Here is a 25,335-nt window from a genome sequence, read left to right on the forward strand (position 1 = left end):
TGCACCACCTTTCATCACCCGGTGCAGGCGATCGGCCGGAGCGGTCCGGCCCGGTGCCCCGCGCGCCCTTCATCCCCGAAGGACGCAAGGTGCCTCATCCACACCCCCGGCCCGTCAGGGCGCGGGGCGATTGGTGCTGGGGGAGAGGCCATCGCGTCACCTTCTCCGCCGCCCGGAACAGGCCTCCGTCATGCTGAGGTGCCGGCCATCGGGCCGGCCTCGAAGCACGCAGGCGGGTGCCACGAGCCAAGGCCAGCGCCCTGCACCGGCCGTCTGCGCGTCCCTCAAAGCTCGCTGCGCGAGCGCCTCGGGATGACGAGATGGTGAGCCGTCCCGCGATCCCGGAGCGGCCGCTGGGCGCGCGGAAGCGTCAAGGACACGACACCGAGGCGGTAAGTTGGGAACCCGATCCTATTCCGCCCAGAGCCGCGCATAGACGGCGTTGATGCGGCGGGCCTCCTCGGCGATGGAGTGCTCCTCCAGCGCCTGCGTCCGCGCCGATTCCTCCATGGCGCGGCGGGCATTGTCGCCCTGGTCCATATAGGCGGCGATGGCGGCGGCCATGGCGGAGACGTTGCCCGGCGGCACCAGCGTTCCCGTCACCCCCTCGGCGATGAGCTCGGGGAACGCGCCGACCGTGGTGGCGACCACCGGCACGCCGCACGCCATCGCCTCCAGAGGGGTGACGCCGAAGCCCTCCCAGCGCTGGGGCGACACATAGAGGTCTAGGGCGCGGTACCAGGCCGGCGTCTGCGACGTGGCGACCTCGCCGGGCATCAGGATGCGGTCGGCGAGGCCGGCGTCAGCGATGCGGCGGCGCAGATCCTGCTCGAACTCGCCATGCTGGCCGGTGGCGCGGCCGAGCACCACGCCGCCCCAGTCCGGCCGGGCGGGGAGCACCTCGATGAGCGCGTCGACAAAGACGTCGGTGCCCTTCTGACGGCGCACGCGCCCGAAGCAACCGACCATGCGGAGTGGCGGCAGGCCGAGCGCGGCGCGGGCCTCGGCGCGGTCCGCCGCCGGGCGGAAGGTCTCGGTGTCGATGCCGTGCAGGATGACCGTCGAGGGCCGCTCGAGATAGTCGGCGGTGGCGCCGGAGGTCGAGATCACCGCGTCCATGCGGGAGATCAGGAACCTGGTCCAGCGCGTGTGATGGCGCTGCGAGGCGGAGGTGAAGACGAGCCTCAGCGGCATGCGCAGCAGGTCGCGCAGCACGACGCCGGCCAGCATCTCGACATTGCGCCGGGCGTGCCAGATGCGCCGGGCGTGCCGCTTCGGCCGTCGCCACAGGGCGGGGAGCTGATGCCAGCCGATGCGCGGCACGCCGGGCGCGAGGTTCGGCCCGAGCGCGGCGATGCCGACCTCGCCGGCCTGCACCGGCACCACGCGCTCCAGCGTCGCGGTGACGCCGGACAGGCGGCGCTTGAAGTTCGGCGCCACGACGTCGATCTCGGCCATATCGCGAACGGCGACGTCGGGCACGGCCGCGTCGGGCATGGCCGGCGCGGCGTCCGCCCGGTCCCCGTCGGCATTGCTCAGCGCGTTCGCCATGGCAACGCTCGCCCCCCGTGGCATCTCTCAGAACGGCAGGGCGAGGCCGCCCGTCACCGTGTGCTGCTGGTTCTCCGGCGCGATGTCGCCGCTGTAGCGCAGCGCGCTACGCCAGCGCGACTCGGCGAAGGCCGCGTCGAAGCCGGCCCGCACCACCAGCGAATTCTCCGCCAGCGGCACGCCGGCGACCGGCACCGGGCCGTCGGCACCGAAGAGCAGAAGCGGATCGACGTCGCCGACGACGTGCTGCCAGCCGAGGTCGAGGCGCGGCGTCACCAGCGCGGCGCCGAGATCGAGCGTGCCGGAAAGGCGCAGGCCAATCACCGTGAAGGGCCAGGCCGCCTCCTGCGTCGCGGTGAGGCCGGTCGCGCCGTCGGCCAGGCTGTCGAGCTGCACCCAGGAGGCGCCGGCGGCGCCATAGGGGGCGAGCGAGACGGCATCGCCGAGCACATAGACATAGCTGAGCTCGGCCCGTGCCTCGGCATAGCCGGCGGTGACCTCGGCACCGTCCGCGAAGCCGGCGTCGAGCCTGGAGGCGGCCGGCGCGGCGAAGGCGGCGAGCGGGTCGGCGACGGTGCCGTATTCATAGGCTATGAGGCCGGAGGCCTGCCAATTGTCCTCCCGCGTCACCGCGTAGAAGGCCGAGCGCCAGTCCTCCGCCTCAAGCCGCCCGTCGCCGCCGTCGATGGCGAAGCGCGAGCGTATCCAGCCGCCGGCGAGGCCGATGGCGAGGTCCTCGTCGAGCGGCAGCTCGATGCCGGCGAGGTCGCCGTCGGCGCCGGCCGGATCCGGCAGGACCGCGTCGAAGGGCAGGGCGGTGCCGAGCGCGCGGCTCCAGATGAAGTTCGGCTCGATGCGCGCGGCGGGAGCGGGGCGGGCGGTGAGGTCGGCGCCCGGTCCGCCGAGGCTGCGGTCGAGCACGGTGAAGGGATTGGCGTCGCCGGAATCGGGATCGGGCGCGTAGCCGAGGGTCTTCTCCGGCGCGCCGCCGCGCAGGCGGTCCGGGATATCGCCGGTACGGGACGGGGAGGCGAGGCATTCGCGGGGCAGCGGCCAAGCGATGGTGACGTCCGGCGACCAGGTCGCGGTGCTGGCGGGCAGGCCGGCGCGGTCTGCGGGCTGGGCCATCATCTCGCTGCCCGGCAGCCGGGTCTCGGCGCCCGGCGGGGGCGGCGGCGAGGCGCAGGGAAAGCGCATCTCAAAGCGCGGTTCGGCGTATGCCCCGCCCTGCGCGAGCACGACGATGGTCGCCGTTGCCGCGGTGAGACAAGCGGTGCGCCTGAGGTGCCGCATTCGTCTGTCCCCACACAAACCCACACCGACGTCGCACGGCAGGCCGACGACCTTTGCGCGAGACGATCCCCCCATTCCCGCAACGGCTGCCGCGCCCGCGAAGAAAGCGCGGGGCGCAGGCAACCACGTGCGGGCAGGCAGGTCAATCGGCGAAGAAGGTTCCGTCAAGGAATCGTTAACGCTCGGAAGGATGCGGATGGAGGCCGTGGCGGGCGGTCGCGGGCACCGTCATGTCCGGCCCGGTATCCGCGTCCCGCCGAGGCCGGCAACCAAAGACGTGAATGGCCGGGACGAGCCCGGCCATGACGAAAGTTGTCCTGAATCTCGAGGATCCGTCAGACGAACCGCACCTCGGTGATCTCGTAGGAACGGGCGCCCCGCGGGGTGACCACCTCGACCGAGGAGCCGGATTTCTTGCCGATGAGCGCCCGCGCCATTGGCGAGGAGATGGAGATGCGCCCGGCCTTGGCGTCGGCTTCCATGTCGCCGACGATCTGCCACACGCGCTGCTCCTCGGTGTCCTCATCGATCAGCGTCACGGTCGCGCCGAATTTCACGATGTCGCCCGAGAGTTTGGTCACGTCGATGATGTCGGCGCGCGACAGCTTGTCCTCGAGCTCGGCGATCCGGCCCTCGTTCAGCGCCTGCTGTTCCTTGGCCGCGTGATATTCGGCATTCTCCGAAAGGTCGCCATGCGAACGCGCCTCGGCGATCGCCGCGATGATGCGCGGACGCTCAACCTGCTGGCGCTCCTTCAGTTCCAGTTCGAGCGCGGCATGACCCTTCGGGGTCATCGGTATCTTTTCCATAGGTCTTCCGACCTCCCTAAAGGCAATCGCGCCCCCGCGGCAGGCCTTCGACGTCCTTCATGGACATCGAAGTCCTCCCGCGACGGCGGCGGTGTTCGGTGGGCGCCGTCGTCCAGGCCGCTACAGCGGTCAGGAACGCTCGGCGCCGAAGTAGTCCTGCAGCGCGCGCACTTCGAGATCGCCGCCGATATAGGCCTTGATCCCGCGCGCGGCTGCGACGGCACCTGATAGCGTGGTGTAATACGGCACTTTGTGCAAGAGGGCGGCACGGCGCAGCGACCGCGAGTCGGCGAGCGCCTGGGCCCCCTCGGTGGTGTTGAAGACGAGCTGGACGTCGCCGTTCTTGATGGAATCGACGATGTGCGGCCGGCCTTCCAGTACCTTGTTGATCTTGGCGCTGGGGATGCCGTTCTCGGCGAGATAGCGCTGCGTGCCCGAGGTGGCGATCACCTTGAAGCCCAGCGCGAGCAGGAGGCGCACCGAATCGAGGATGCGCGGCTTGTCGTCGTCGCGCACCGAGACGAAGACGGTTCCGGACTTGGGCACCTTGGTGCCGCCGCCGATCTGGCTCTTGGCGAAGGCGACGTCGAAATTGCGGTCGAGGCCGATCACCTCGCCGGTCGAGCGCATCTCCGGGCCGAGCACGGTGTCGACGCCGGGGAAGCGGGCGAAGGGGAATACCGCCTCCTTCACCGCGACATGATCGAGCTTCACCGGCTTCAGGCCGAACGAGGCGAGTTTCTCGCCGGCCATCACCCGCGCGGCGATCTTGGCGATCGGCCGGCCCACCACCTTGGCGACGAAGGGCACAGTGCGCGAGGCGCGTGGATTGACCTCGAGAACGTAGATGTCGCCGTTCTTGATGGCGTACTGCACGTTCATCAGTCCGCCGACCTTGAGCGCGAGGGCAAGGTCGCGGGTCTGCTTCTCAAGCCTCTCCACCATCTCGGGCGAGAGCGAATAGGGCGGCAGCGAGCAGGCCGAATCGCCGGAATGGATGCCGGCCTCCTCGATGTGCTCCATGATCCCGCAGACATGCGTGTCCGTGCCGTCGGCGAGGCAGTCGACGTCAACCTCGATGGCGTCGGACAGATAGCGGTCGAACAGCAGCGGGTTTTTGCCGAGCACCGTGTTGATCTGGCCGGTCTTGTCGTTCGGGTAGCGCGCCTTGACGTCGTTGGGCACCAACTCGGGCAGGGTGCCGAGCAGATAGTCGCCGAGCTGGGAATCCTCGTGGATGATCTGCATGGCGCGCCCGCCCAGCACATAGGACGGACGCACGACGAGCGGATAGCCGAGATCGCCGGCCACCAGCCGGGCCTGCTCGACCGAATAGGCGATGCCGTTGGCCGGCTGGCGCAGCTTGAGCTTGTCGAGCAGCGTCTTGAAGCGATCGCGGTCCTCGGCGAGGTCAATGGCGTCCGGCGAGGTGCCGAGGATCGGCACGTCGGCCTCTTCCAGAGCGCGGGCGAGCTTCAGCGGCGTCTGCCCGCCGAACTGCACGATCACGCCGTGCAGCGTGCCCTTGCTGCGCTCGCGGTCGATGATCTCGATCACGTCCTCGGCGGTCAGCGGTTCGAAATAGAGCCGGTCCGAGGTGTCGTAGTCGGTCGAGACGGTCTCCGGGTTGCAGTTGACCATGATGGTCTCGTACCCGGCGTCCCTCAGCGCGAAAGCGGCGTGGCAGCAGCAATAGTCGAACTCGATGCCCTGGCCGATGCGGTTCGGACCGCCGCCGAGGATCACCACCTTCTTCGCATCGGAGGGACGCGATTCGTCCGCCGGCGCGCCGATGAAGGGCGCCTCATAGGTCGAGTACATATAGGCGGTGGGCGAGGCGAACTCGGCCGCGCAGGTGTCGATGCGCTTGTAGACCGGGCGCACGTCCAGCGCGCGGCGGCGCTCGGCCACTTCGTGCTCGGAGAGCCGGGCGAGGCCGGCGAGGCGGCTGTCCGAGAAGCCCATGGCCTTGAGGCGCCGGAAGGCGCCGGCGGTGGACGGCAGACCGTGCTGGCGGACCTTCTGCTCGGTCTCGACGATGCCGCGGATCTGCGCGAGGAACCACGGGTCGATCTTGCAGCCGGTGTGGATCTGCTCGTCGTCGAGCCCGAGGCGCATGGCCTGCGCCACCTTCAGCAGCCGGTCGGGCGTCGGGGTGCCGATTGCGGCGCGGATAGCGTTCTTGTCGTCGCCCTGGCCGAGGCCCTCGATCTCGATCTCGTCGAGGCCGGTGAGGCCGGTCTCCAGCGAGCGCAGCGCCTTCTGGAGCGACTCCTGGAAAGTGCGCCCGATCGCCATCGCCTCGCCGACCGACTTCATCGAGGTGGTCAGCACCGGGTCGGCGCCGGGGAACTTCTCGAAGGCGAAGCGCGGGATCTTGGTGACGACGTAGTCGATGGTCGGCTCGAAGGAGGCCGGGGTGGCGCCGCCGGTGATGTCGTTGGCGATCTCGTCGAGCGTGTAGCCGACGGCGAGGCGCGCGGCGACCTTGGCGATCGGGAAGCCGGTCGCCTTGGAGGCCAGCGCCGAGGAGCGCGACACGCGCGGATTCATCTCGATGACGATCATCCGGCCGTCCTCGGGATTCACCGCGAACTGCACGTTGGAGCCGCCGGTCTCCACCCCGATCTCGCGCAGCACCGCCAGCGAGGCGTCGCGCATGACCTGATATTCCTTGTCGGTCAGCGTCAGTGCCGGGGCGACGGTGATCGAATCGCCGGTATGCACGCCCATCGGGTCGATGTTCTCGATGGAGCAGACGATGATGCAGTTGTCCGCCTTGTCGCGGACCACCTCCATCTCGTACTCCTTCCAGCCGAGCACGCTCTCCTCGACCAGCACCTCGTTGGTCGGCGAGGCGTCGATGCCGCGCTCTATGATCTCGATATATTCGGCCTTGTTGTAGGCGATGCCGCCGCCCTGTCCGCCCATGGTGAAGGAGGGGCGGATAATCGCCGGCAGGCCGATCTCGTCCAGCACGCCGAGCGCCTGCGCCAGCGTCTTGATCTGCTGCGAGCGCGGCGTCGACAGGCCGATCCTGGTCATCGCGTCGCGGAACAGTTCGCGGTCCTCGGCCTTGTCGATGGCCTCGGCGGTGGCGCCGATCATCTCGACGTCATACTCGTCGAGCACGCCCATCTTCTTCAGCGACAGCGCGCAGTTGAGCGCGGTCTGGCCGCCCATGGTCGGCAGCAGGGCGAAGCCGCCCGGAACGGCGTGGCGCTCCTTGGCGATGATCTTGGCGACGATTTCCGGCGTGATCGGCTCGACATAGGTGGCGTCGGCCAGATCCGGGTCCGTCATGATGGTGGCCGGATTGGAATTGACCAGCACCACCCGGTAGCCCTCGGCCTTCAGCGTCTTGCACGCCTGTGTGCCGGAATAGTCGAACTCGCAGGCCTGGCCGATGACGATGGGGCCGGCGCCGATGATGAGGATGGTGGAGATATCTGTGCGTTTCGGCATCGGATCCCGTGCGGCTCGCGCATTCCACCGGGCACACGAAAAAGGACGCGCGAGTGACGCGTCCTTGGCTGGACCCGGGTCAATTTCTTGGCGCGGGAGGCTCCCGCGCGACGGCTCGTCTAAACGTGGCGCCTCCCATAGACCAGATTCCCCGGAGGGGGAAGGGCGGCATGCGACGCCCCGCCGTCGGCCGCCGCCGAAGCCCGCTTGACGGCGGCGTTCATTCTCCACTATTCGATAGTCGTTGAAATATCGGATTGATGAGATGGACGCCGCCACCGTGGTGGATGCTTTGGCCGCGCTCGCCCACGAGCACCGGCTCGCCGCCTTCCGCCTGCTGGTGGAGGCGGGACCCGCCGGGCTGCCGGCGGGAACGATCGCTGAGCGCCTCGGCATCGCGCCGTCATCCCTGACCTTCCACACACGAGAGCTCATGCAGGCCCGTCTCGTCACCCAGCGCCGGGTCAGCCGGCAGCTCTTCTACGCGGCGAATTTCGACGCGATGAACGATGTCCTCGGCTACCTGACCGAGAATTGCTGCGCCGGCGAGGCCTGCGGGCTCGAATGCGGCCCGACCGGATCGGCCGGCAGCGCGGCGCGATAGATCAGCACCGGCAGATGCGGGTTGTTGGGCACGCCGCCGGAAGGTGAAAGGACCAGCGTTTCAGGTTCCGACATGGTGCGATCTCCCGCGTCCGCGGACACAACCCGGCGCCGGTCCCGCGGTTCCCGCCGGAAGCCTCAGCCCTTCCTTTCGTCGAACAGCCGGCGGGAGGATTCGATGCGGTCGAGGTTCTTCTCGGCCCAGATCCACACGCCGCAGAAGGCCTCCGCGAGGCTGAGGCCGAGATCGGTCAGCCGGTACTCGACCTTGGGCGGGATCACCGGATGGACGGTGCGGACCACCAGCCCGTCACGCTCCATCTGACGGAGCGTCTGCGTCAGCATCTTCTGGCTGATATTGCCGGCAAGCTCGCCGATGCGGGTGAAGCGCAGCTCGCCATGCTCGGTCAGCACCTCGAGGATGATCATCGTCCATTTGTCGGCGACGCGGCCGATGAGCTCGTTCACCAGCGCCTCGACGCGCGGATCGGTCGGCGCCGACGCGCCGTCGGGATGCGCGTGGGGCGAGGGGCGGGCACTTGTAGAGACCATGACGCTCTCCATCAGGTAAGTATAGATATTTTGGGTGCCTACTTTCTATCAGTAAGTGACGTTCATATAACACGCCGCATCGCAGACACCAGCATCCGGGAGACAGTCATGAACATCACCGGCAACACCATTCTCGTCACCGGCGGCAATGCCGGCATCGGCCGCGCGCTCGCCGAGGCGCTGCAGGCGGAAGGCAACAGGATCATCATCACCGGCCGTCGCGAAGACACGCTGAAGGCCACCGCCACCGCCAATCCGGGCATGGACTGGCGCGTGCTCGACATGGCGGATGCGGGCGCGGTTGCCGCCTTCGGCGCCGCGGTCACGAAGGACTACCCGGCGCTGAACGTCGTCATCAACAATGCCGGCATCATGGTCACCGAGGACTGGACCGCCGATGCGGTCGACCTCGCGGTGGCGGAGGCGACGATCGCGACCAATCTGCTCGGGCCGATCCGGCTCACTGCGGCGCTGCTGCCGCATCTGCGCCGCCAGCCGGACGCCACGGTCATCACCGTGTCGTCAGGCCTCGCCTTCGTGCCGCTGACGATCACGCCGACCTACAACGCGACCAAGGCGGCGATCCATTCCTGGAGCCAGTCGCTGCGCCACCAGTTGCGCGGCACCACGGTCGGGGTGATCGAGATCGTGCCGCCGGCGGTGGCGACCGACCTGATGCCGGGGCATGCGGCGAACCCGAACTCGATGCCGCTCGCCGACTTCATCAGCGAGACGGTCGAGCAGCTCAAGGCGCACCCGAAGGGACCCGAGAACCGCGTAAAGCGGGTCGAGTTCCTGCGCGGCGCCGAGGCGCGGGGCGACTATGAGGCGGTGTTCGGCATGCTGAACGACGGCGCGCACTGAGACGGTGGACGCGTCAGGCGTATTTCCGCGCTAGGCCGACGCACAGTACGACGGCGCCGGTCGCTGCAACCATGGTCCACGCGACCGGCTCGCCGAGCAGCAGCCCGGCGAGCGCAAGGCCGAAGAACGGCTGCAGCAATTGCAACTGCCCGACGCGGGCGATGCCGCCGCGCGCGAGGCCGCGATACCAGAACACGAAGCCGACCAGCATGCTGAACACCGAGACATAGCCGAGCCCGACATAGGCCGGCATGCCGATGTCCTGCCACGAGGCGGGCAGCGTCAGCAGGGTCAACAGCGCCATCAGCGGCGCGGCGAGCACCAATGCCCAGGAGATGACCTGCCAGCCGCCGAGCCGGCGCGCGAGCTTGCCGCCCTCGGCATAGCCGAGACCGCACAGCAGGATGGCGGCGATCATCGACAGATCGCCCATAGGCGAGCCCGAGCCGCCGCCCGACAGCGCGAAGGCCACCACGGTGGCGCTGCCGAGAATTGAGAACAGCCAGAACAGCGGTTTCGGCCGCTCGCCGCCGCGCAGCACGCCGAACACGGCGGTTGAGAGCGGCAACAGCCCGATGAACACGATCGAATGCGCCGAGGTCATGTGCCGGAGCGCCAGCGCGGTGAGCAGCGGGAAGCCGATTACCACCCCCAGCGCGACCACGGTGAGCGAGGCGAGGTCCTTTCCGGACGGCCGCGGCTGTCGCAGCGCGAAGAGCAGGACGGCGGCGAGCAGCGCCGCGATCAGGGCGCGTGCCGAGGTGAGGAACAACGGCGTGAAGCCGGCGACCGCCACCCGCGTCGCCGGCAGCGAGCCGCTGAAGATGATGACGCCGAGCAGGCCGCTTCCCCAGCCGTCGAAGGCGCCCGGCTCGATCCGTGTGGTCGCGATCGCGCGCGTTTCGACCGATTCGGCGTCCACCATTGCCACGTGTTCCTCGCTTCGGGCCCTCCTTCAGGCAATAGGCGCTTTGCGCTGGCCGCGACAGCCACGGAACGGTACAGTTTGGTCAAACTGTATGGATAAAGGAATCCGAACGGTTGACGCGCTCCCGACCCATCCTCCCGCGCAGCAATACGCGGACCGCCGATGTCATGGCGTCGATCCGCGCCCGGGTGGCGAGCCGTGCGCTCGCCGCCGGCGACCGGCTGCCCTCGATCCGCCGCTTCGCCGCGACCATGGGCGTTTCGCCCTCGACGGTGGTCGAGGCCTATGACCGCCTCGTCGCCGAGGGACTGATCCGGGCGCGGCCGGGGTCGGGCTTCTACGTCTCGGCGACCGCCCTGCCGCCGCTGGCGCCGGCAGCGGACAGACCGCCGCGCGAGCGTGCGGTCGATCCGTTCTGGGTCTCGCGCCAGTCGCTCGATGCCGATCCGACCGCGCTGAAGCCGGGCTGCGGCTGGCTGCCTGCCGACTGGATGCCGGTCGAGGCGCTGCGCCGCGCGGCGCGGGGGCTGGCGCGCGCGGACGAGGCCCTTCTCGCCGACTATGGAAGCACGCGCGGCTCCCCGGCATTGCGCCGGCTGCTGCTGGGCAGGCTTGCCGGCGAGGGGCTCGATCTTTCGGCCGATCAGCTCATGCTGACCTCGTCCGGCACGCAGGCCATCGACCTCATCTGTCGCCATCGGCTCACCCCCGGCGACGCGGTGCTGGTCGACGATCCCTGCTATTTCAATTTCCGCGCACTGCTGCGGGCCCATCAGGCGAGGATCGTCAGCGTGCCCTACACCGCCTCGGGGCCGGACATCGCGGCGTTCGAGGCGGCGCTCGTCCGCGAGCGTCCGCGCCTCTACATCACCAATTCCGCGCTGCATAACCCGACGGGCGCTACCCTTTCGGCGTCCACCGCCCATCGCCTGCTCAACCTCGCCGCCGCTCATGACCTGACGGTGGTGGAGGACGACATCTTCGCCGAATTCGAGCCGGAGAGCTCGGTGCGGCTCGCCGCGCTTGACGGGCTCAGCCGGGTCATCCGGATCGGCAGCTTCTCGAAGACGCTCTCCGCTTCGGTGCGCTGCGGCTATGTCGCGGCGCGGGCCGACATCGTCGCCGATCTCGTCGACCTTCAGGTCGCGACCAGCTTCGGTGGTCCGAGCCCGGTGGCGACGGAACTGATCGCCAGCGTCCTTTCCGGGGGCGGCTATCGCAGGCACATCGAGGAACTGCGCCGGCGGCTCGCGAAGGCGCGGCGCGACATCGCCGAAAGCCTGCGGGGGCTCGGCATCGAGCCGTGGCTGATGCCGCGCGGCGGCTTCTATCTGTGGTGCCGGCTGCCGGAGGAGCGCGATTCCGCCGAGGTCGCCCGCGCGGCGCTGGCGGAGAGCGTCGTGCTGGCGCCCGGCAACGTGTTCAGCGCCTCACAGTTCGCCGGGGCCTTCATGCGCTTCAACGTCGCCCAATGCGGCGATCCACGTCTCATGGCGACGCTTGCGCGGGCTCTCGGCCGCGATGCCGGCCCGGCGTGAGCGGTGCTCACGCCACCTTCTTGTTCTTCGCGATCATCTCGACGAAGCGGTCGAACAGGTAGTGGCTGTCCTGCGGGCCGGGGCTCGCCTCGGGGTGGTACTGCACCGAGAACACCGGCCTGTCGGTAAGCTGGATGCCGGCATTCGAGCCGTCGAACAGCGAGACATGCGTTTCCTCGGCATTGGCCGGCAGGCTGTCGCGGTCGACCGCGAAGCCGTGGTTCATCGAGGTGATCTCGACCTTGCCAGTGGTCTGGTCCTTCACCGGGTGGTTCGCGCCGTGGTGGCCCTGGTGCATCTTCATGGTGCGCCCGCCGACCGCGAGGCCGATCATCTGGTGGCCGAGGCAGATGCCGAAGGTCGGTACGCCGCGCGCGATGATCTCGCGGATCACCGGCACCGCATATTCGCCGGTCGCCGCCGGATCGCCGGGGCCGTTCGACAGGAACACGCCGTCCGGGGCCAGCGCGAGGATGTCCTCGGCCGAGGTGGTCGCCGGCACCACCGTCACCTTGCAGCCGGCGCGGGCGAGCAGGCGCAGGATGTTGCGCTTGATGCCGTAATCGACGGCGACGACGTGGTGCGCCGGCGCGGTCTGGCGGCCATAGCCCTCCGGCCACTGCCAGGGCGTCTCGTCCCAGGTGAAGCGCTGGGCGCTGGTCACCATCGGCACGAGGTCCATGCCGACGAGGCCGGGCCACTCGGCCGCCTCCTTCTTCAGCGCCGGCAGGTCGAACCGGCCGTCCGGCGCATGGGCGATCACCGCGTTCGGCATGCCCTTGTCGCGGATCAGCGCGGTGAGCGCGCGGGTGTCGAGCCCGGCAATGCCGATGATGCCGCGCGCCTTCAGCCACAGGTCGAAGTTGCGCGTGGCGCGATAGTTCGAGGGATCGGTGATGGAGGAGTGCAGCACCACCCCGCGCACGCCCGAGGCGCCGGCCATCGAGACGGTCTCGATGTCCTCTTCGTTGGTGCCGACATTGCCGATGTGCGGGAAGGTGAAGGTGATGATCTGGCCGGCATAGGAGGGATCGGTGAGGATCTCCTGATAGCCGGTCATGGCCGTGTTGAAGCATACCTCGCCCACCGCATGGCCGGCAGCGCCGAGGCCGAAGCCTTCGAGCACCGTGCCGTCGGCGAGCACGAGAATGGCGGTGGCCGTGGGCTCTGCCCACACGTCGCCGGCGGCGCCAGCGCCGCTGATGTGGTCTTGTTCCTGCGTCATGGGTGCCCTAATTAGTCGTTCGCCGCGGCGGACGCCAGCGCGAAGCGTGCAGGCTAGACCCGAGAATCGTGAATGACCGGTCTTTGCCGGCGGCGACTCACAGAACCAGAACGAGGCATATGTGCTGCGCGACGTGATCAACGCATCGCTGAAGGATGCGCTCAAGGCCCAGGACAAACGGCGGCTCGGCACGCTGCGGCTCATCAATGCGGCCATTAAGGACCGCGACATCGATGCGCGCGGCCATGGCCGCGACCCGCTGTCGGACGACGAACTGCTCGGCCTGCTGACCAAGATGATCAAGCAGCGCGAGGAATCCGCGAAGATCTACGAGGAGGCGGGACGCGCCGACCTGTCGACGCAGGAGCGCGAGGAGATCGACGTCATCCTCGGCTTCCTGCCGAAGCAGATGAACGACGCCGAATCGAAGGCCGCCATCGCCGCCGTCATCGCCGAGATCGGCGCCCATGGCCTGAAGGACATGGGCCGCACCATGGCGGCGCTGAAGGAGCGCTATACTGGGGTAATGGACTTCGGCAAGGCGAGCGGCACGGTCAAGGAACTGCTGACCGCCGGCTGAGGACGCGCCACCTCCGAAGATCGGCATCGCCATGGCCCAGTCCCCCGAATCGCATCGCGGCGGCGCGGTGCTGACGCTCGACGGCGTGCGCCGCGGCGCGCTCGCCATGGGGCCGGTGCTGATTCCCATCTTCGTCTTCGGCGCGGCCTTCGGCATCGCGGCGCGCGGCGCCGGCCTCGAGGGATGGGCGGCGGCGCTGATGAGCGCCGTCGTGTTCGCCGGCGCCTCGCAATTCGCGGTGCTCGACCTGTGGCAGACGCCGGTGCCGTGGGTGCCGCTGCTCCTGGCGACCTTCGCCATCAATGCGCGGCATCTGCTGCTCGGCGCGTCGCTGCGCATGCTGACGCGGGGACTGGCGGCGTGGAAGCGCTACGCCGCCATGCTGGTGCTGAGCGATCTCAACTGGGCGGCGCTGATCGCGGCGGAGGCGCGGGGCGAGCGTGACCTCGGCTATCTGGTCGGCGGCGGCCTCGCCATGTGGGTGGTGTGGCTGGGGGCCACCGTCCTCGGTGCGGTGGCCGGCGGGCTCACCCTCGCCGACGTCCAGCGCTACGGCCTCGACCTCGTGCTGGTGGTGTTCTTCACCACCACGCTGGTGGGCCTGCACCGCAAGCGGATCGACGATCTGCCCTGGCTGGTCGCCGGCCTCGCCGCGCTGGCGGCGGTGTGGTGGCTGCCGCCGAACTGGCATGTTCTGGTCGGCGGCCTTGCCGGCGGCATCGCCGGCCTGATCCAGCACGGGCGGCGCCCATGAGCACGAACGATGCCGTGCTGGTCATCCTGGCGATGGCGCTGGTGACCTACGCGACCCGCGCGGGCGGCCTCTGGCTGGTGGGCTTCATGCCGATGTCGCCCCGGCTGGAGGCCTTCCTGCGCTATCTGGCGGGCGCCGTGCTGGTCGCCATCGTGGTGCCGGCGACGGTGCGCGGCGGCGCCGCCGCCTTCGTCGCGGTCGGCACCACGCTCCTCGCCGTGCTACTCATGCGCCGCGCGCTGCCCGCCATGGCGCTCGGCATTCTCGCCGCCGCGCTCTACCGCGGCTATGCTGGAGTGTGAAGAGCGGGGAAAAGGCCCGCGCGCAGGCGCGCCGCAGTTCCACGCCGTGCGACCGTCAATCCCGAGCCGAGACATCCGAATCGTCATGCGCTTCCCGCCCTCGTTCCTCGACGAGATACGCACCCGCCTCCCGGTCTCGGAGGTGGTGGGAAAGCGCGTGCAGCTCAGGAAGCAGGGCCGCGAGTGGCGCGGGCTCTCGCCCTTCAACCCGGAGAAGACGCCGTCCTTCTATGTCAACGACCAGAAGGGTTTTTACCACTGCTTCTCATCGGGCAAGCACGGTGACCAGTTCGACTTCCTGATGGAGACCGAGGGCCTCGCCTTCCCCGAGGCGGTAGAGCGGCTCGCCAATATGGCCGGCGTGCCGATGCCGGCGGTCTCGCGCGAGGAGGAGGCGAAGGAGACCCGGCGCAAGACGCTGCACGAGGTGATGGAGCTCGCCGCCAAATATTTCGAGGCGACGCTGCAGGGCCGCGCCGGCGCCAAAGGCCGCGGCTATCTCGCCGATCGCGGCCTCGGCCCGCCGACGCAGGCGCGTTTCCGGCTCGGCTATGCGAGCCCCGAGCGCTTCGCGCTGAAGGAGGCGCTGGGGGCCAGGGGCGTGCCGGTCGAGGACATGGTCGAGGCGGGGCTGCTGGTCCATGGCGACGACATTCCGGTGCCGTATGACCGTTTCCGCGACCGGGTGATGTTCCCCATCACCGACCTGCGCGGGCGTGTCGTCGCCTTTGGCGGGCGGGCGCTGGAGAAGGATGTCGCCGCCAAATATCTCAACTCGCCGGAGACCTCGCTCTTCCACAAGGGCTCGCTGCTCTATAACGGTTTCGGTGCCCGTGCGGCCGCCCACAAGGGCGCGCCGGTGATCGTCGCCGAGGGCTATGTCGACGTCATCGCGCTGGTGGAAGCGGGCTTTCCCGGCGCGGTCGCGCCGCTCGGCACCGCGCTGACCGAGGAGCAACTGGCGCTGGCGTGGAAGATGGCGCCGGAGCCGGTGCTGCTGTTCGATGGCGACAAGGCGGGTCGCCGCGCCGCCTGGCGGGCGCTTGATCTCGCTTTGCCGCATCTGAAGCCCGGCGTGAGCCTCGGCTTCGGCACCCTCCCCGAGGGGCAGGATCCCGACGATCTGGTGCGCAAGGGCGGGCGCGAGGCGGTCGAGGCCGTGCTGGCGCAGGCGCGACCGCTCGCCGACGTGCTGTGGTCGCGCGAGACGGAGGCCGGCAGTTTCGAGACGCCCGAGCGCCGCGCGGCGCTGGAAGCGCGGATCGGCGAGATCATCAGCGTGATCCAGGACGAGACGGTGCGCCGGCATTATCGCAGCGAATTGATGGAGCGGTTCCGCCGTCTCTTCGCGCCGACCTCCGCCAATGCCGGTGGCTCGCGGCGCGGGACGGGGGATTATCGCGGCGGAACCGGCCGGGCAGGGGACCGGCGCGGCGGCAATGTCCGCGAGGCGATCGGCATGCGCGGCGAGAGCCTGCGGCGCTCGGCGCTGCTGCGCGGCACGGCGGCGGAGATTCCGCGCAACGAGGCGCTGCTGCTGTTCGCCGTGCTCAACCATCCCTGGCTGCTCGACGACGGCGCCGAGGAACTGGCCGACCTGCCGTTCCTCAACCGCGAGGCCGACCAACTGCGCCGGGCGCTGCTCGACGCGCATATGGAAGGCGAGGCCGAGGATCGCGAGCGTCTTGGCGCGCGGCTTGCTTCCGAAAAGCTCGACGGAGCGGTCGCCCGCGTGCATGCGGTAGCGGTGGCGCGGCACGACTGGCCGACCTTCGCCGATGCAGGCCGGGCGGACGTCGCGTTGTGGTGGCGGCAGCGCACGGCCTTGCACCGGCGCTCGCACGCTCTATCTAAGGAGCTCAAGGAAGCCGAGAAAGCGCTGGCCGACGACCCCACGGAGGTCAACTGGGCACGCTTCCTCGATGTTCAAAATCGAATCGCGGCTCTTGACGGAACCGAAGCTTTGGTAGAGGGGTTCGGCGCCGCGTCGGGCCGTCCGGTGCGGTCGATGTAAGGAATCTGGGTCGCCCGCCCGCGAGCGTCGTGTACGCCGTGGAGCGTGTGGCCCTGTTTGCGTCGGTCGTCCGTCGGGCGTCGACGTGCGGTTGGTCAGGGTTAACGCGCGGTCGGGACGAGGCGGTCACTCGTCCTGTCAGTTGGTTGTCTGGGCGGAGCGGATGGCGTCCGCCGCGCGTCGCGGCCGAATGGCCCCGGCGGTCAAGGAGCACATGCATGGCAAAGCAGGCGGCGGAAGCGACGGAAGCCCCGGAGAAGGACGGCGAGACCCCGGACAGCCCGTTGCTCGATCTCTCGGACGCCGGCGTCCGGAAGATGATCAAGCTCGCCAAGAAGCGCGGCTATGTGACGTATGACGAGCTGAACGAGGTGCTGCCCTCCGACCAGAACACGTCGGACCAGATCGAGGACATCTACGCGATGCTCAGCGAGATGGGCATCAATGTCGTCGAGGCCGAGGAGGCCGAGGGCGAGGAGACCGAGGAGGCCGAGCCGGTCGCCGACGACGAGGAGGAGAGCGGCGGCGAGATCGCCGAGACGACCTCCCGCGCCGTGGTCCGCTCGGAGACCAAGTCGGAGCCGGGCGAGCGCACCGACGACCCGGTGCGCATGTATCTGCGCGAGATGGGCTCGGTCGAGCTGCTCTCCCGCGAGGGCGAAATCGCCATCGCCAAGCGCATCGAGGCCGGCCGCGAGGCGATGATCGCCGGTCTCTGCGAGAGCCCGCTGACCTTCCAGGCCATCATCATCTGGCGCGACGAGCTGGTGGAGGGCAAGGTCCTCCTGCGCGACATCATCGACCTCGAAGCGACCTATGCCGGCCCCGAGGGCAAGAACGCCCCGATCGTCGACGGCGGCGCGCTGGCGCCCGACGGCGACGAAGAGCGCGAGCCGACGCTCGGCGAGAGCATCGCTTCCGACGATGAAGACGACATGGAGAACTCCCTGTCGCTCGCCGCCATGGAAGCCGAGATCAAGCCGAAGGTGCTGGAGACCTTCGACCGCATCGCCGACGCCTACAAGAAGCTGCGCCGCCTGCAGGACCAGAACGTCGAGTCGAAGCTCAAGAACGAGAGCCTCTCGCCCTCGCAGGACCGCAAATACAAGAAGCTCAAGGACGACCTGATCCTCGACGTGAAGTCGCTGTCGCTCAACCAGGCGCGCATCGACAACCTCGTGGAGCAGCTCTACGACATCAACAAGCGCCTCGTCTCGCTCGAAGGCCGGCTGATGCGCCTTGCCGAGAGCTTCGGCGTCTCCCGCGAGGACTTCCTCAAGCAGTATCAGGGCTCGGAGCTCGATCCCAAGTGGATCAACCGGGTGAAGAACCTTGCCACGCGCGGCTGGAAGGGCTTCATCGGGCAGGAGCTCGACACCATTCGCGACCTGCGCTCGGAGATCCACGCGCTCGCCACCGAGACGGGGCTGGAGATCCAGGAATTCCGCAAGATCGTGCAGATGGTGCAGAAGGGCGAGCGCGAGGCCCGGCAGGCGAAGAAGGAAATGGTGGAGGCGAACCTGCGCCTCGTCATCTCCATCGCCAAGAAGTACACGAACCGCGGCCTGCAGTTCCTGGACCTGATCCAGGAAGGCAACATCGGCCTGATGAAGGCGGTCGACAAGTTCGAGTATCGCCGCGGCTACAAGTTCTCGACCTATGCCACCTGGTGGATCCGGCAGGCGATCACCCGCTCGATCGCCGACCAGGCCCGCACCATCCGCATCCCGGTGCACATGATCGAGACGATCAACAAGATCGTGCGCACCTCGCGCCAGATGCTGCACGAGATCGGCCGCGAACCGACGCCGGAGGAGCTGGCCGAGAAGCTCGGCATGCCGCTGGAGAAGGTGCGCAAGGTGCTGAAGATTGCCAAGGAGCCGATCTCGCTCGAGACGCCGATCGGCGACGAGGAGGACAGCCACCTCGGCGACTTCATCGAGGACAAGAACGCGATCCTGCCGATCGACGCGGCGATCCAGTCGAACCTGCGCGAGACCACGACGCGGGTTCTGGCCTCGCTCACGCCGCGCGAGGAGCGCGTGCTGCGCATGCGCTTCGGCATCGGCATGAACACCGACCACACGCTGGAAGAGGTCGGCCAGCAGTTCTCGGTCACGCGCGAGCGCATCCGCCAGATCGAGGCGAAGGCGCTGCGCAAGCTCAAGCACCCGAGCCGCTCGCGCAAGCTCAGGTCGTTCCTCGACAACTGAGGACGCGAAGCCGCTCATGGCTCGCAGGGAAACATCGGGGGCGGCGCCCCGGACGGAACGTCCGGCGCCGCCCCTTTCGTTTTTCCGGCGTCTCGGCCAGCCTTACACCACGCGACGCGTCTTCTTCGGGCGCCTCGGCAACGCGGTCGCGATCTGGTTCGCGATCATGCTGTTCGGCCTGGCCGTCGGCATGGCCGGCTATTCGGGCTTCGAGGGGATGGGTCTCACCGAGGCCTATCTCAATGCCGCGATGATCCTCTCCGGCATGGGACCGGTCTCCGAACTCCACACCGAGGCCGGCAAGATCTTCGCCGGTTCCTACGCCATCTTCTCCGGTCTCGTCATCGTGCTGGCGACCGGCGTCGTGCTCTCGCCGATCGTCCACCATGTGCTGCATGTCTTCCACGCCGACATGGACGATGACGGCCGGCCGGACGAGCCGAACTGACGCTCACAGCGTCTTCGCCAGCGCCACCAACTGATCCAGCGCGGTGGCCCAGCCCTGGTGGAAACCCATCTCCTCGTGCTGCTTGCGCGCGGCTTCGTCCTTGTGGACAGCGCGGGCGATGTAGAGCGTCCCGGTCGCGGTCGGGCTGATGGCGACCGAGCCGGTCATGAAGCCTTCGCCGGTGGGGCGATAACCCGGTCCGAGCGCGTCAGTGAACACCAGCAGGCTCTGCGGCACGACGGCGAGCACGCAGCCGGTGCTGTCGTGCCGCTCGCCGTTCGGTCCTTCCATCACCGTGCGGAATCTGCCGCCGGGCCTGAGATCGAGCTCGCAGGCGGTGGTCCGCCATGGGGCCGGAGTGAACCACTTCATCAGCAGCTCCGGTTCGGTCCACGCCCGCCAGACCAGATGTGGAGGAACGTCCACCTCTCGCCTCAGCTCGAGATCGAGTGCCGGGTCGAAGACGGTTTCCGGGGTAGGCATCATCGCGTTTCCTCCTGGTTCTTCAGTTGCAGCAGCAGGGCGTCGAGCTGGTCGAGCCGCTGCGTCCAGAGCGAGCGCTGGGCCTCGAGCCAATGGCCAGCGGCCGCCAACGGCTCGGCGCGCAAGGTGCAGGTCCGTACCCGTCCGACTTTGCGTGTGGCGACCAGCCCGCTGTCCTCCAGTACTTTCAGATGCTGGAGGAAGCTCGGCAGCGCCATCTCGAAGGGACGGGCGAGATCGCTCACCGACGCCGGCCCGCGGCCCAATGCTTCCAGCACCGCGCGACGGGTCGGATCGGAAAGGGCGCGGAAGGTGTCGTCGAGGGCGGGTTGCGCGGCCATCATGACGCAAGGTTATGCCGGGAAAATAGTTAGGTCAATGCCTAACTATATGCGTGTCGCGGCTTCGGCGCGGAACGATCGATGCGCCCGGTCATTGTCTTCCGAGGGGCATCACCAACCATGGAGAACGATCATGCCGGGACCACTGGAGGGTAAGCGCATTCTCATTCTGGCGGCCAACGGCTTCGAGCAGTCCGAGCTCGAAGTGCCGCGCGACCGGCTGCGCGAGGCCGGCGCTACGGTCGACGTGGTTTCGCCCGAGACGGGGGAGATCAAAGGCTGGCAGATGAAGGACTGGGGCCGGCCGGTGAAGGTCGACAAACCGCTGAGCGAGGCGCGCGAGGCCGACTATGACGCGATCGTACTGCCGGGCGGCCAGATCAACCCCGACCTGTTGCGCGTCAACAAGGACGCCCTGAAGCTGATCAAGGCCTTCTACGATGCGGGCAAGGCGGTCGCCGCCGTCTGCCATGCGCCGTGGCTGCTGGTCGAGACCGGGATCGCCAAAGGGCGCCGGATGACGTCCTACCAGTCGATCAAGACGGATGTGATCAACGCCGGCGGGCGCTGGGAGGATGCCTCCGTAGTGGCGGACGCGGGCGTCGTAACCTCGCGCAATCCCGGTGATCTGGAGGATTTCTGCCGCAAGATCATCGAGGAGATTCGTGAGGGCCGGCATCAGCGTCAGGCCGCGTGAGGGATGGCGACCTCGGCGTCCGATGAGATCCACTGACGGCGGGCGGCTGACGGGCCGCCCGTCGCGTTCGGCAGCCGAGGCGCGCGGACAATCCGGAAGGGTACGACTTGCTGCGGTGCCGCGTGGCGGATATATAGTTTAGATCAATTCTAAATTATGAAATCCAGCCATGCTCCCCAGTTTCGGTTCCCGCCGCCGCTTCTCCGATCTTTCGGAGGCCGAAGTCCTAGCGCTTGCCATCTCCTCGGAGGAGGATGACGGGCGCATCTACGCCACTTATGCCGAGCGTCTTCGCGCCGACTATCCCGACACCGCCTCCACCTTCGACGCCATGGCGGCGGAGGAGGACCGGCACCGCTCGCTGTTGATCAGTGAGTTCGAGCGGCGCTTCGGCAAGGTCATCCCGCTCATCCGGCGCGAGCACGTGGCCGGCTACTACACGCGCCGGCCGGTCTGGCTCGTCGAGAACCTCGGCATCGACCGCATCCGAGGGGAGGCGGCACGGATGGAGGACGACGCGGCGGAGTTCTATGTCCACGCCGCGCAGGCCAGCACCGATCCCGGCACGCGGCGCCTGCTCGGCGATCTGGCGGCGGCCGAGCGCCAGCATTACGACATGGCCGAGCACATGGAGACCGCTCGCACCGGCACCGAGGCGCGTGAGGAAGAAGACGACCGCGCACGACGGCAATTCGTCCTCACCTGGGTGCAGCCGGGCCTTGCCGGGCTGATGGACGGCTCGGTCTCGACGCTGGCGCCGATCTTCGCCACCGCCTTCGCGACCCAGAGCTCATGGACGACACTGCAGGTCGGCCTCGCCGCCGCGCTGGGCGCCGGCATCTCCATGGGCTTCACCGAGGCGGCGCATGACGACGGGGTCATCTCCGGGCGCGGCTCGCCGATCAAGCGCGGCATCGCCTCGGGCGTGATGACCGCGATCGGCGGGCTCGGCCACGCGCTGCCCTATCTGATCCCGGACTTCTGGACGGCGACGATCATCGCGGTGGCGGTCGTGTTCGTCGAGCTCTGGGCGATCGCCTTCATCCAGAACCGCTACATGGAGACGCCGTTCCTGCGCTCGGTGGTGCAGGTGGTCATCGGCGGCCTGCTGGTGCTGGCGACCGGCATCTTCATCGGCGGCAGCTAGAGCCCTTTCCGATCAGGTGGAATCCCCTGATCGATAAGAAAGTGCTCTATTTCAATACGTTGGAGCATGTTCTCATCGCGAAAGTCTCTCAACTTTCGCGGAACATGCTTCAGCCGCCGCGCCCTCACTCGCCAGGAATGGGGTTGTGCTTCCGGCGCGCCTCGGCGGTGCGCAGGTCGGTGATGATCAGCGTCGCCATGAAGCCGCCGAAGGCGAGCAGCGTGATGGCGAGAAAGATGATGGTCTCTGTCGGCATTGGGGCATTCCTCCTTGAATCGGAGGCAGCTTCCGACGCGGCCGGCGCCATCGCCTTGCGGAAGATCAAACTGCGGTGAGACCGTCCGGCGGGTGGAACGCGCCAGCGCCACGCAGGTTGGCAGAGAGCGCCTTCAGAAGGCGCCGTTCCAGCGGACAGGAGACCGCCATGCTCGACCGTCGCACGCTTCTCGCCGCCAGTGGCACCGTCGCTGCGGCGGCGCTGTTCCGCCCGCACATCGCCCGCGCCGCCGCGCCCTTCGCCCAGCCGCCGCTGCCCTATGAGGAAAGCGCGCTCGCTCCGACCATCTCGGCGCGCACCGTCGGGCTGCATTACGGCAAGCACCACAAGGGCTATTTCGACAAGCTGAACAAGCTTGTCGACGGGAAGCCCTATGCCGGGATGACGCTCGAGGAGGTGATCGTCGAAGCCAAGAAGGCGGGCGACACCGCGGTCTTCAACAATGCCGGGCAGGCGTGGAACCACAATTTCTACTGGGCCCAGTTCGAGGGCGGCGCGGCCGCGCCGCCGCGGGCGCTGGTCCAGGCGGCCGAGCGCGATTTCGGCGGCTTCGACGCGCTGAAGGCGAAGATGGTGGAGGTCGGCGACGGCGTGTTCGGCACCGGCTGGGTCTGGCTGGTGCGCGACGGCGACAAGCTCGCCATCCTTGGCCTGCAGGATGCTGGCAACCCGGTCGCCGAAGGCAAGGCGCCGCTGGTCGGCGTCGACGTGTGGGAGCACGCCTATTACCTCGACTGGGAGAACCGCCGGACCGCACATATCAAGGCGGTGCTGGACGATCGGGTGAACTGGTCCGCAGTCGGCGAGAAGCTGGCCGGGTAGGGCGGCTTGCGCTCAGGCGCCGTCCGAGCGGCCGTCTTGCGGGGCGAGCGGATCGACGTCCTCGACAGCCTCTTCGCGGGGCGCCGCAGGATAGCGCGAGGCGGCGGGCGGCGTTTCAACCGGCGCGGGTGAGGGGGCGGAGGTGCGCCTCATATCGGCCTCGGGAACGCCGACCATGCCGACCGGCGCGGCGGGCACCAGTTCGTGGCTGGCCTTGCGCGCATCCTGGGTCGGCGACTTGCGATGCATGCGCCACAGCACGAACAGCAGCAGCGACGTGTAGCAGACGCTCATGAAGAGGAAGAGCGCACCCGGTCCGAACTGCGCCATGCCGATCGAGGCGATGGACGGGCCGGCCACCGAACCGATGCCATAGGCGAGCAGGATGCCGGCGGCGGTCTCGACCGCCTCTTCAGGCGCCGTGCGGTCATAGGCATGGGCGGCGGCGAGGGAATAGGCCGGGAGTGCCAGCGCGCCGAAGAACAGGCCCAGCGCACTCAGGCCCGCGAGGCCGGCTGACACCAGACCGAGCGTCAGGGAGGCGAGCACCGCGCCGACGAGGATGATGGCGAGGACCCGGCGTCGGTCCATGCGGTCGGAAAGGCGACCCACTGGCCACTGCGCCAGCGCGCCGGCCACCACGATGGCGCTCATGAAGGTCGCGGCGGCATCGGCGGTGAGGCCGCGCCCGATGCCGAAGATCGGCCCGAGACTCCACAGCGAGCCGTTGGTGAGGCCGATGACGAAGCACCCGACCATCGCCACCGGCGCTGCGCGCAGCAGGCGGATGGGGCGAATGCGCGCCGCCTCTATCGGCGAGGGCTGGCCGGTGCGCGAGATGGTGACGGGCAGCGTCGAGACCGCGAACAGCAGCGAGGCCACCGTGAAGAGCTCGAAGCCGCGCACCGGATAGACGGTGATCAGCATCTGGCCGGCGGTGAGCGCGGCATAGTCGACCATGACGTAGACCGACATGACGTAGCCGCGCGTCTGGTTCGTCGCGCGGTCGTTCAGCCAGCTCTCGATGACGAGATAGAGGCCGGCGAAGCAGAAGCCGGTGATAGTGCGCAGCACGAACCACACCGGCGGGGCAAACCACAGCGAATGGGCGAGCATGGCGGCGATCGCCGCCGAGGTCAGCGCCGCATAGGCGCGGATATGGCCGGCGCGCCGCACCAGCCGCGGCACCAGCAGGCAGCCGAGCACGAAGCCGAGGTAATAACAGGAACCCAGTATACCGAGATTGACGGCGCTGAAGCCCTCGAACGCGCCGCGCAGCGGCAACAGCGTGTTCTGCAGGCCGCTGCCGGTGACGAGGAAGAACACGCCGAGCAGCAGCGCGACGACAGGGCCGAGAGTCTGGGCCATGATGGAACCGGTGATGCGTGAGGCCTGCGGCGCCGCAAGGGGCGCGCAGGGGTTCGGTTAGACCCGAACCAAGGCATTGTCGAGATGGCCGTTGGGCTTGTGGGACACGTGACGAAACATGGTTGATGGACCGGTGAAACTGACCTCGCCGCTGATGTCGGCACAGATCGCGCCGCTCGGCGCCGAACTGGTACGCCTTGCGGATGCGGAAGGGCGCGAACTGCTGTGGAACGGCGATCCCGCCTTCTGGAGCGGGCGGGCGCCGCTGCTCTTCCCGATCGTCGGGCGCCTGCCGGGGGACGAGCTGAGGCACGAGGGCGTCGCCTATCCTATGGCGCAGCACGGCCTCGCCCGCCGGCGCAGCTTCGCACTGGTCGAGGCTGACCCCGGCCGCGCGCTGTTCCGGCTGGAGGCGGACGAGGAGACGCGCCGGCAATATCCCTTCGCCTTCCGGCTGGACGTGACCTACACGCTCGCCGAGGCGACACTGTCGATCGAGGCGAAGGTGATCAACACGGGGGTGGTGCCGCTGCCGGCGAGCTTCGGCTTCCATCCCGCCTTCCGCTGGCCGCTGCCTTACGGGGGGACGCGCGCTGACCACGTGCTCATCTTCGAGAAGGCTGAGGTGGCGCCGATCCACCGTCCCGTCGGCGGCCTGCTCTCGCGCGCAACCGAGCCGAACCCGGCGATCGAGGCGGTGTTCACGCCGACCGATGCGATGTTCGAGCGCGACGCGCTGATCTTCACGCAGGTCCGCTCGCGCCATGTGCGCTTCGGTGTGCCGGGCGAGCCGGGACTGGAGGTCGCCTTTCCCGGCATGCCGCAGCTCGGCATCTGGTCGAAGCCGGGCGCGCCGTTCCTGTGCATCGAGCCATGGTTCGGCTATGCGAGCCCGGAGGGGGACGAGGGGCCCTTCATCGAGAAGCCCGGCCTCGCGCATATTCCGCCCGGTGCCGAGCAGAGCTTCGCCATGTCGGTGCGCTGGCTGCCAGACGTGGGCCGTGAAAGCGGCGCGAGTCTGCATTCACCTTGACCCGGCCGGAATGCGCCCGCCGCAGGCC

General features: G+C 68.6%; 24 protein-coding genes. 13 read left to right on the forward strand and 11 right to left on the reverse strand.

Annotated elements, in window-relative coordinates; genetic code table 11:
• Nucleotides 1–411: 411 nt before the first annotated feature.
• The 4 genes from U742_RS0100005 to carB form a co-directional block, all read right to left on the reverse strand.
• The gene (locus tag U742_RS0100005) at nucleotides 412–1,497 is read right to left on the reverse strand and encodes a glycosyltransferase family 4 protein (protein WP_156034092.1); all 1,086 of its coding nucleotides are present in this window, start codon (nucleotides 1,495–1,497) and stop codon (nucleotides 412–414) included.
• An 81-nt stretch (nucleotides 1,498–1,578) separates the two neighbouring features.
• Entirely contained in the window at nucleotides 1,579–2,844 is a 1,266-nt protein-coding gene (locus U742_RS0100010) for an autotransporter outer membrane beta-barrel domain-containing protein (protein WP_029348779.1), read from the reverse strand.
• Nucleotides 2,845–3,179: 335 nt separating this feature from the next.
• Complete coding sequence (gene greA, locus U742_RS0100015; protein WP_029348781.1) at nucleotides 3,180–3,653, reverse strand: transcription elongation factor GreA; 474 nt, start codon at nucleotides 3,651–3,653, stop codon at nucleotides 3,180–3,182.
• Nucleotides 3,654–3,782: 129 nt separating this feature from the next.
• On the reverse strand, nucleotides 3,783–7,118 hold the full coding sequence (carB, locus tag U742_RS0100020) for a carbamoyl-phosphate synthase large subunit (RefSeq protein ID WP_029348783.1): 3,336 nt from the start codon (nucleotides 7,116–7,118) through the stop codon (nucleotides 3,783–3,785).
• 265 nt (nucleotides 7,119–7,383) lie between these two features.
• On the opposite strand from carB, the gene U742_RS0100025 reads away from it, so the two are divergent.
• On the forward strand, nucleotides 7,384–7,722 hold the full coding sequence (locus U742_RS0100025; RefSeq protein ID WP_029348785.1) for an ArsR/SmtB family transcription factor: 339 nt from the start codon (nucleotides 7,384–7,386) through the stop codon (nucleotides 7,720–7,722).
• 137 nt (nucleotides 7,723–7,859) lie between these two features.
• Here the strand turns inward: U742_RS0100025 and U742_RS0100030 are convergent, their stop codons facing one another.
• On the reverse strand, nucleotides 7,860–8,273 hold the full coding sequence (locus U742_RS0100030; RefSeq protein WP_029348787.1) for a winged helix-turn-helix transcriptional regulator: 414 nt from the start codon (nucleotides 8,271–8,273) through the stop codon (nucleotides 7,860–7,862).
• A gap of 108 nt (nucleotides 8,274–8,381) precedes the next feature.
• Between U742_RS0100030 and U742_RS0100035 the strand changes: the two genes are divergently transcribed.
• Nucleotides 8,382–9,137 carry an SDR family oxidoreductase gene (locus U742_RS0100035; protein ID WP_029348789.1) on the forward strand — a complete coding sequence of 252 codons (756 nt, stop codon included), beginning with the start codon at nucleotides 8,382–8,384 and terminating at the stop codon, nucleotides 9,135–9,137.
• A 13-nt stretch (nucleotides 9,138–9,150) separates the two neighbouring features.
• Here U742_RS0100035 and U742_RS0100040 read toward each other — a convergent pair whose 3' ends face one another.
• The gene (locus U742_RS0100040) at nucleotides 9,151–10,062 is read right to left on the reverse strand and encodes a DMT family transporter (RefSeq protein ID WP_081852740.1); all 912 of its coding nucleotides are present in this window, start codon (nucleotides 10,060–10,062) and stop codon (nucleotides 9,151–9,153) included.
• Nucleotides 10,063–10,232: 170 nt separating this feature from the next.
• On the opposite strand from U742_RS0100040, the gene U742_RS0100045 reads away from it, so the two are divergent.
• Nucleotides 10,233–11,603: an aminotransferase-like domain-containing protein gene (locus U742_RS0100045; protein WP_051660734.1), complete on the forward strand. Its 1,371-nt coding sequence runs from the start codon at nucleotides 10,233–10,235 to the stop codon at nucleotides 11,601–11,603.
• A 7-nt stretch (nucleotides 11,604–11,610) separates the two neighbouring features.
• Here the strand turns inward: U742_RS0100045 and carA are convergent, their stop codons facing one another.
• Nucleotides 11,611–12,828, reverse strand: coding sequence for a glutamine-hydrolyzing carbamoyl-phosphate synthase small subunit (gene carA / locus U742_RS0100050; RefSeq protein WP_248310214.1), 1,218 nt, complete (start codon nucleotides 12,826–12,828; stop codon nucleotides 11,611–11,613).
• A 121-nt stretch (nucleotides 12,829–12,949) separates the two neighbouring features.
• Here carA and U742_RS0100055 point away from each other — a divergent pair, with 121 nt between their 5' ends.
• From U742_RS0100055 to U742_RS21790, 6 genes are all read left to right on the forward strand, one after another.
• On the forward strand, nucleotides 12,950–13,408 hold the full coding sequence (locus U742_RS0100055; RefSeq protein WP_029348798.1) for a GatB/YqeY domain-containing protein: 459 nt from the start codon (nucleotides 12,950–12,952) through the stop codon (nucleotides 13,406–13,408).
• Nucleotides 13,409–13,439: 31 nt separating this feature from the next.
• A complete protein-coding gene (locus U742_RS0100060; protein ID WP_029348800.1) occupies nucleotides 13,440–14,162 on the forward strand; it encodes an AzlC family ABC transporter permease in 723 nt (240 codons plus the stop codon).
• Complete coding sequence (locus tag U742_RS0100065) at nucleotides 14,159–14,464, forward strand: AzlD family protein (protein WP_029348803.1); 306 nt, start codon at nucleotides 14,159–14,161, stop codon at nucleotides 14,462–14,464. Before U742_RS0100060 ends, U742_RS0100065 begins: the two co-directional genes overlap by 4 nt.
• Before the next feature lie 85 nt (nucleotides 14,465–14,549).
• Nucleotides 14,550–16,478: a DNA primase gene (gene dnaG / locus U742_RS0100070; RefSeq protein ID WP_029348805.1), complete on the forward strand. Its 1,929-nt coding sequence runs from the start codon at nucleotides 14,550–14,552 to the stop codon at nucleotides 16,476–16,478.
• A gap of 218 nt (nucleotides 16,479–16,696) precedes the next feature.
• On the forward strand, nucleotides 16,697–18,691 hold the full coding sequence (rpoD, locus tag U742_RS0100075) for an RNA polymerase sigma factor RpoD (protein ID WP_029348807.1): 1,995 nt from the start codon (nucleotides 16,697–16,699) through the stop codon (nucleotides 18,689–18,691).
• A gap of 16 nt (nucleotides 18,692–18,707) precedes the next feature.
• Nucleotides 18,708–19,139: a hypothetical protein gene (locus tag U742_RS21790; protein ID WP_081852741.1), complete on the forward strand. Its 432-nt coding sequence runs from the start codon at nucleotides 18,708–18,710 to the stop codon at nucleotides 19,137–19,139.
• A 3-nt stretch (nucleotides 19,140–19,142) separates the two neighbouring features.
• On the opposite strand, the gene U742_RS0100085 is transcribed toward U742_RS21790, so the two are convergent.
• Together U742_RS0100085 and U742_RS0100090 are read right to left on the reverse strand one after the other, a co-directional pair.
• A complete protein-coding gene (locus U742_RS0100085; protein ID WP_156034093.1) occupies nucleotides 19,143–19,622 on the reverse strand; it encodes an SRPBCC family protein in 480 nt (159 codons plus the stop codon).
• On the reverse strand, nucleotides 19,622–19,966 hold the full coding sequence (locus tag U742_RS0100090; RefSeq protein ID WP_029348810.1) for an ArsR/SmtB family transcription factor: 345 nt from the start codon (nucleotides 19,964–19,966) through the stop codon (nucleotides 19,622–19,624). Before U742_RS0100090 ends, U742_RS0100085 begins: the two co-directional genes overlap by 1 nt.
• Before the next feature lie 130 nt (nucleotides 19,967–20,096).
• On the opposite strand from U742_RS0100090, the gene U742_RS0100095 reads away from it, so the two are divergent.
• Entirely contained in the window at nucleotides 20,097–20,660 is a 564-nt protein-coding gene (locus U742_RS0100095) for a type 1 glutamine amidotransferase domain-containing protein (protein ID WP_029348811.1), read from the forward strand.
• Between the two features lie 169 nt (nucleotides 20,661–20,829).
• Nucleotides 20,830–21,807 carry an iron exporter MbfA gene (gene mbfA / locus U742_RS0100100; RefSeq protein ID WP_029348812.1) on the forward strand — a complete coding sequence of 326 codons (978 nt, stop codon included), beginning with the start codon at nucleotides 20,830–20,832 and terminating at the stop codon, nucleotides 21,805–21,807.
• A 124-nt stretch (nucleotides 21,808–21,931) separates the two neighbouring features.
• On the opposite strand, the gene U742_RS23665 is transcribed toward mbfA, so the two are convergent.
• A complete protein-coding gene (locus U742_RS23665) occupies nucleotides 21,932–22,063 on the reverse strand; it encodes a hypothetical protein (protein WP_282568305.1) in 132 nt (43 codons plus the stop codon).
• A 168-nt stretch (nucleotides 22,064–22,231) separates the two neighbouring features.
• Here U742_RS23665 and U742_RS0100110 point away from each other — a divergent pair, with 168 nt between their 5' ends.
• Nucleotides 22,232–22,906 carry a superoxide dismutase gene (locus U742_RS0100110; RefSeq protein WP_029348813.1) on the forward strand — a complete coding sequence of 225 codons (675 nt, stop codon included), beginning with the start codon at nucleotides 22,232–22,234 and terminating at the stop codon, nucleotides 22,904–22,906.
• 12 nt (nucleotides 22,907–22,918) lie between these two features.
• Here the strand turns inward: U742_RS0100110 and U742_RS0100115 are convergent, their stop codons facing one another.
• The gene (locus U742_RS0100115; RefSeq protein WP_029348815.1) at nucleotides 22,919–24,274 is read right to left on the reverse strand and encodes an MFS transporter; all 1,356 of its coding nucleotides are present in this window, start codon (nucleotides 24,272–24,274) and stop codon (nucleotides 22,919–22,921) included.
• A 133-nt stretch (nucleotides 24,275–24,407) separates the two neighbouring features.
• Here U742_RS0100115 and U742_RS0100120 point away from each other — a divergent pair, with 133 nt between their 5' ends.
• Nucleotides 24,408–25,307, forward strand: coding sequence for an aldose 1-epimerase family protein (locus U742_RS0100120; RefSeq protein WP_248310215.1), 900 nt, complete (start codon nucleotides 24,408–24,410; stop codon nucleotides 25,305–25,307).
• Nucleotides 25,308–25,335: the final 28 nt, after the last annotated feature.

Origin of the sequence: Allobosea sp. 117 (assembly GCF_000702305.1) — a bacterium.
Lineage (GTDB): Bacteria > Pseudomonadota > Alphaproteobacteria > Rhizobiales > Xanthobacteraceae > Ancylobacter.

Bases quoted from the DNA above. Each gene is read 5' to 3' on its own strand.
- U742_RS0100005 (WP_156034092.1), bottom strand. From the start codon at position 1,497: ATGCCCGACGCGGCCGTGCCCGACGTCGCCGTTCGCGATATGGCCGAG.
- U742_RS0100010 (WP_029348779.1), bottom strand. From the start codon at position 2,844: ATGCGGCACCTCAGGCGCACCGCTTGTCTCACCGCGGCAACGGCGACC.
- greA (WP_029348781.1), bottom strand. From the start codon at position 3,653: ATGGAAAAGATACCGATGACCCCGAAGGGTCATGCCGCGCTCGAACTG.
- carB (WP_029348783.1), bottom strand. From the start codon at position 7,118: ATGCCGAAACGCACAGATATCTCCACCATCCTCATCATCGGCGCCGGC.
- U742_RS0100025 (WP_029348785.1), top strand. From the start codon at position 7,384: ATGGACGCCGCCACCGTGGTGGATGCTTTGGCCGCGCTCGCCCACGAG.
- U742_RS0100030 (WP_029348787.1), bottom strand. From the start codon at position 8,273: ATGGTCTCTACAAGTGCCCGCCCCTCGCCCCACGCGCATCCCGACGGC.
- U742_RS0100035 (WP_029348789.1), top strand. From the start codon at position 8,382: ATGAACATCACCGGCAACACCATTCTCGTCACCGGCGGCAATGCCGGC.
- U742_RS0100040 (WP_081852740.1), bottom strand. From the start codon at position 10,062: ATGGTGGACGCCGAATCGGTCGAAACGCGCGCGATCGCGACCACACGG.
- U742_RS0100045 (WP_051660734.1), top strand. From the start codon at position 10,233: ATGGCGTCGATCCGCGCCCGGGTGGCGAGCCGTGCGCTCGCCGCCGGC.
- carA (WP_248310214.1), bottom strand. From the start codon at position 12,828: ATGACGCAGGAACAAGACCACATCAGCGGCGCTGGCGCCGCCGGCGAC.
- U742_RS0100060 (WP_029348800.1), top strand. From the start codon at position 13,440: ATGGCCCAGTCCCCCGAATCGCATCGCGGCGGCGCGGTGCTGACGCTC.
- U742_RS0100065 (WP_029348803.1), top strand. From the start codon at position 14,159: ATGAGCACGAACGATGCCGTGCTGGTCATCCTGGCGATGGCGCTGGTG.
- dnaG (WP_029348805.1), top strand. From the start codon at position 14,550: ATGCGCTTCCCGCCCTCGTTCCTCGACGAGATACGCACCCGCCTCCCG.
- rpoD (WP_029348807.1), top strand. From the start codon at position 16,697: ATGGCAAAGCAGGCGGCGGAAGCGACGGAAGCCCCGGAGAAGGACGGC.
- U742_RS21790 (WP_081852741.1), top strand. From the start codon at position 18,708: ATGGCTCGCAGGGAAACATCGGGGGCGGCGCCCCGGACGGAACGTCCG.
- U742_RS0100085 (WP_156034093.1), bottom strand. From the start codon at position 19,622: ATGCCTACCCCGGAAACCGTCTTCGACCCGGCACTCGATCTCGAGCTG.
- U742_RS0100090 (WP_029348810.1), bottom strand. From the start codon at position 19,966: ATGATGGCCGCGCAACCCGCCCTCGACGACACCTTCCGCGCCCTTTCC.
- U742_RS0100095 (WP_029348811.1), top strand. From the start codon at position 20,097: ATGCCGGGACCACTGGAGGGTAAGCGCATTCTCATTCTGGCGGCCAAC.
- mbfA (WP_029348812.1), top strand. From the start codon at position 20,830: ATGCTCCCCAGTTTCGGTTCCCGCCGCCGCTTCTCCGATCTTTCGGAG.
- U742_RS23665 (WP_282568305.1), bottom strand. From the start codon at position 22,063: ATGCCGACAGAGACCATCATCTTTCTCGCCATCACGCTGCTCGCCTTC.
- U742_RS0100110 (WP_029348813.1), top strand. From the start codon at position 22,232: ATGCTCGACCGTCGCACGCTTCTCGCCGCCAGTGGCACCGTCGCTGCG.
- U742_RS0100115 (WP_029348815.1), bottom strand. From the start codon at position 24,274: ATGGCCCAGACTCTCGGCCCTGTCGTCGCGCTGCTGCTCGGCGTGTTC.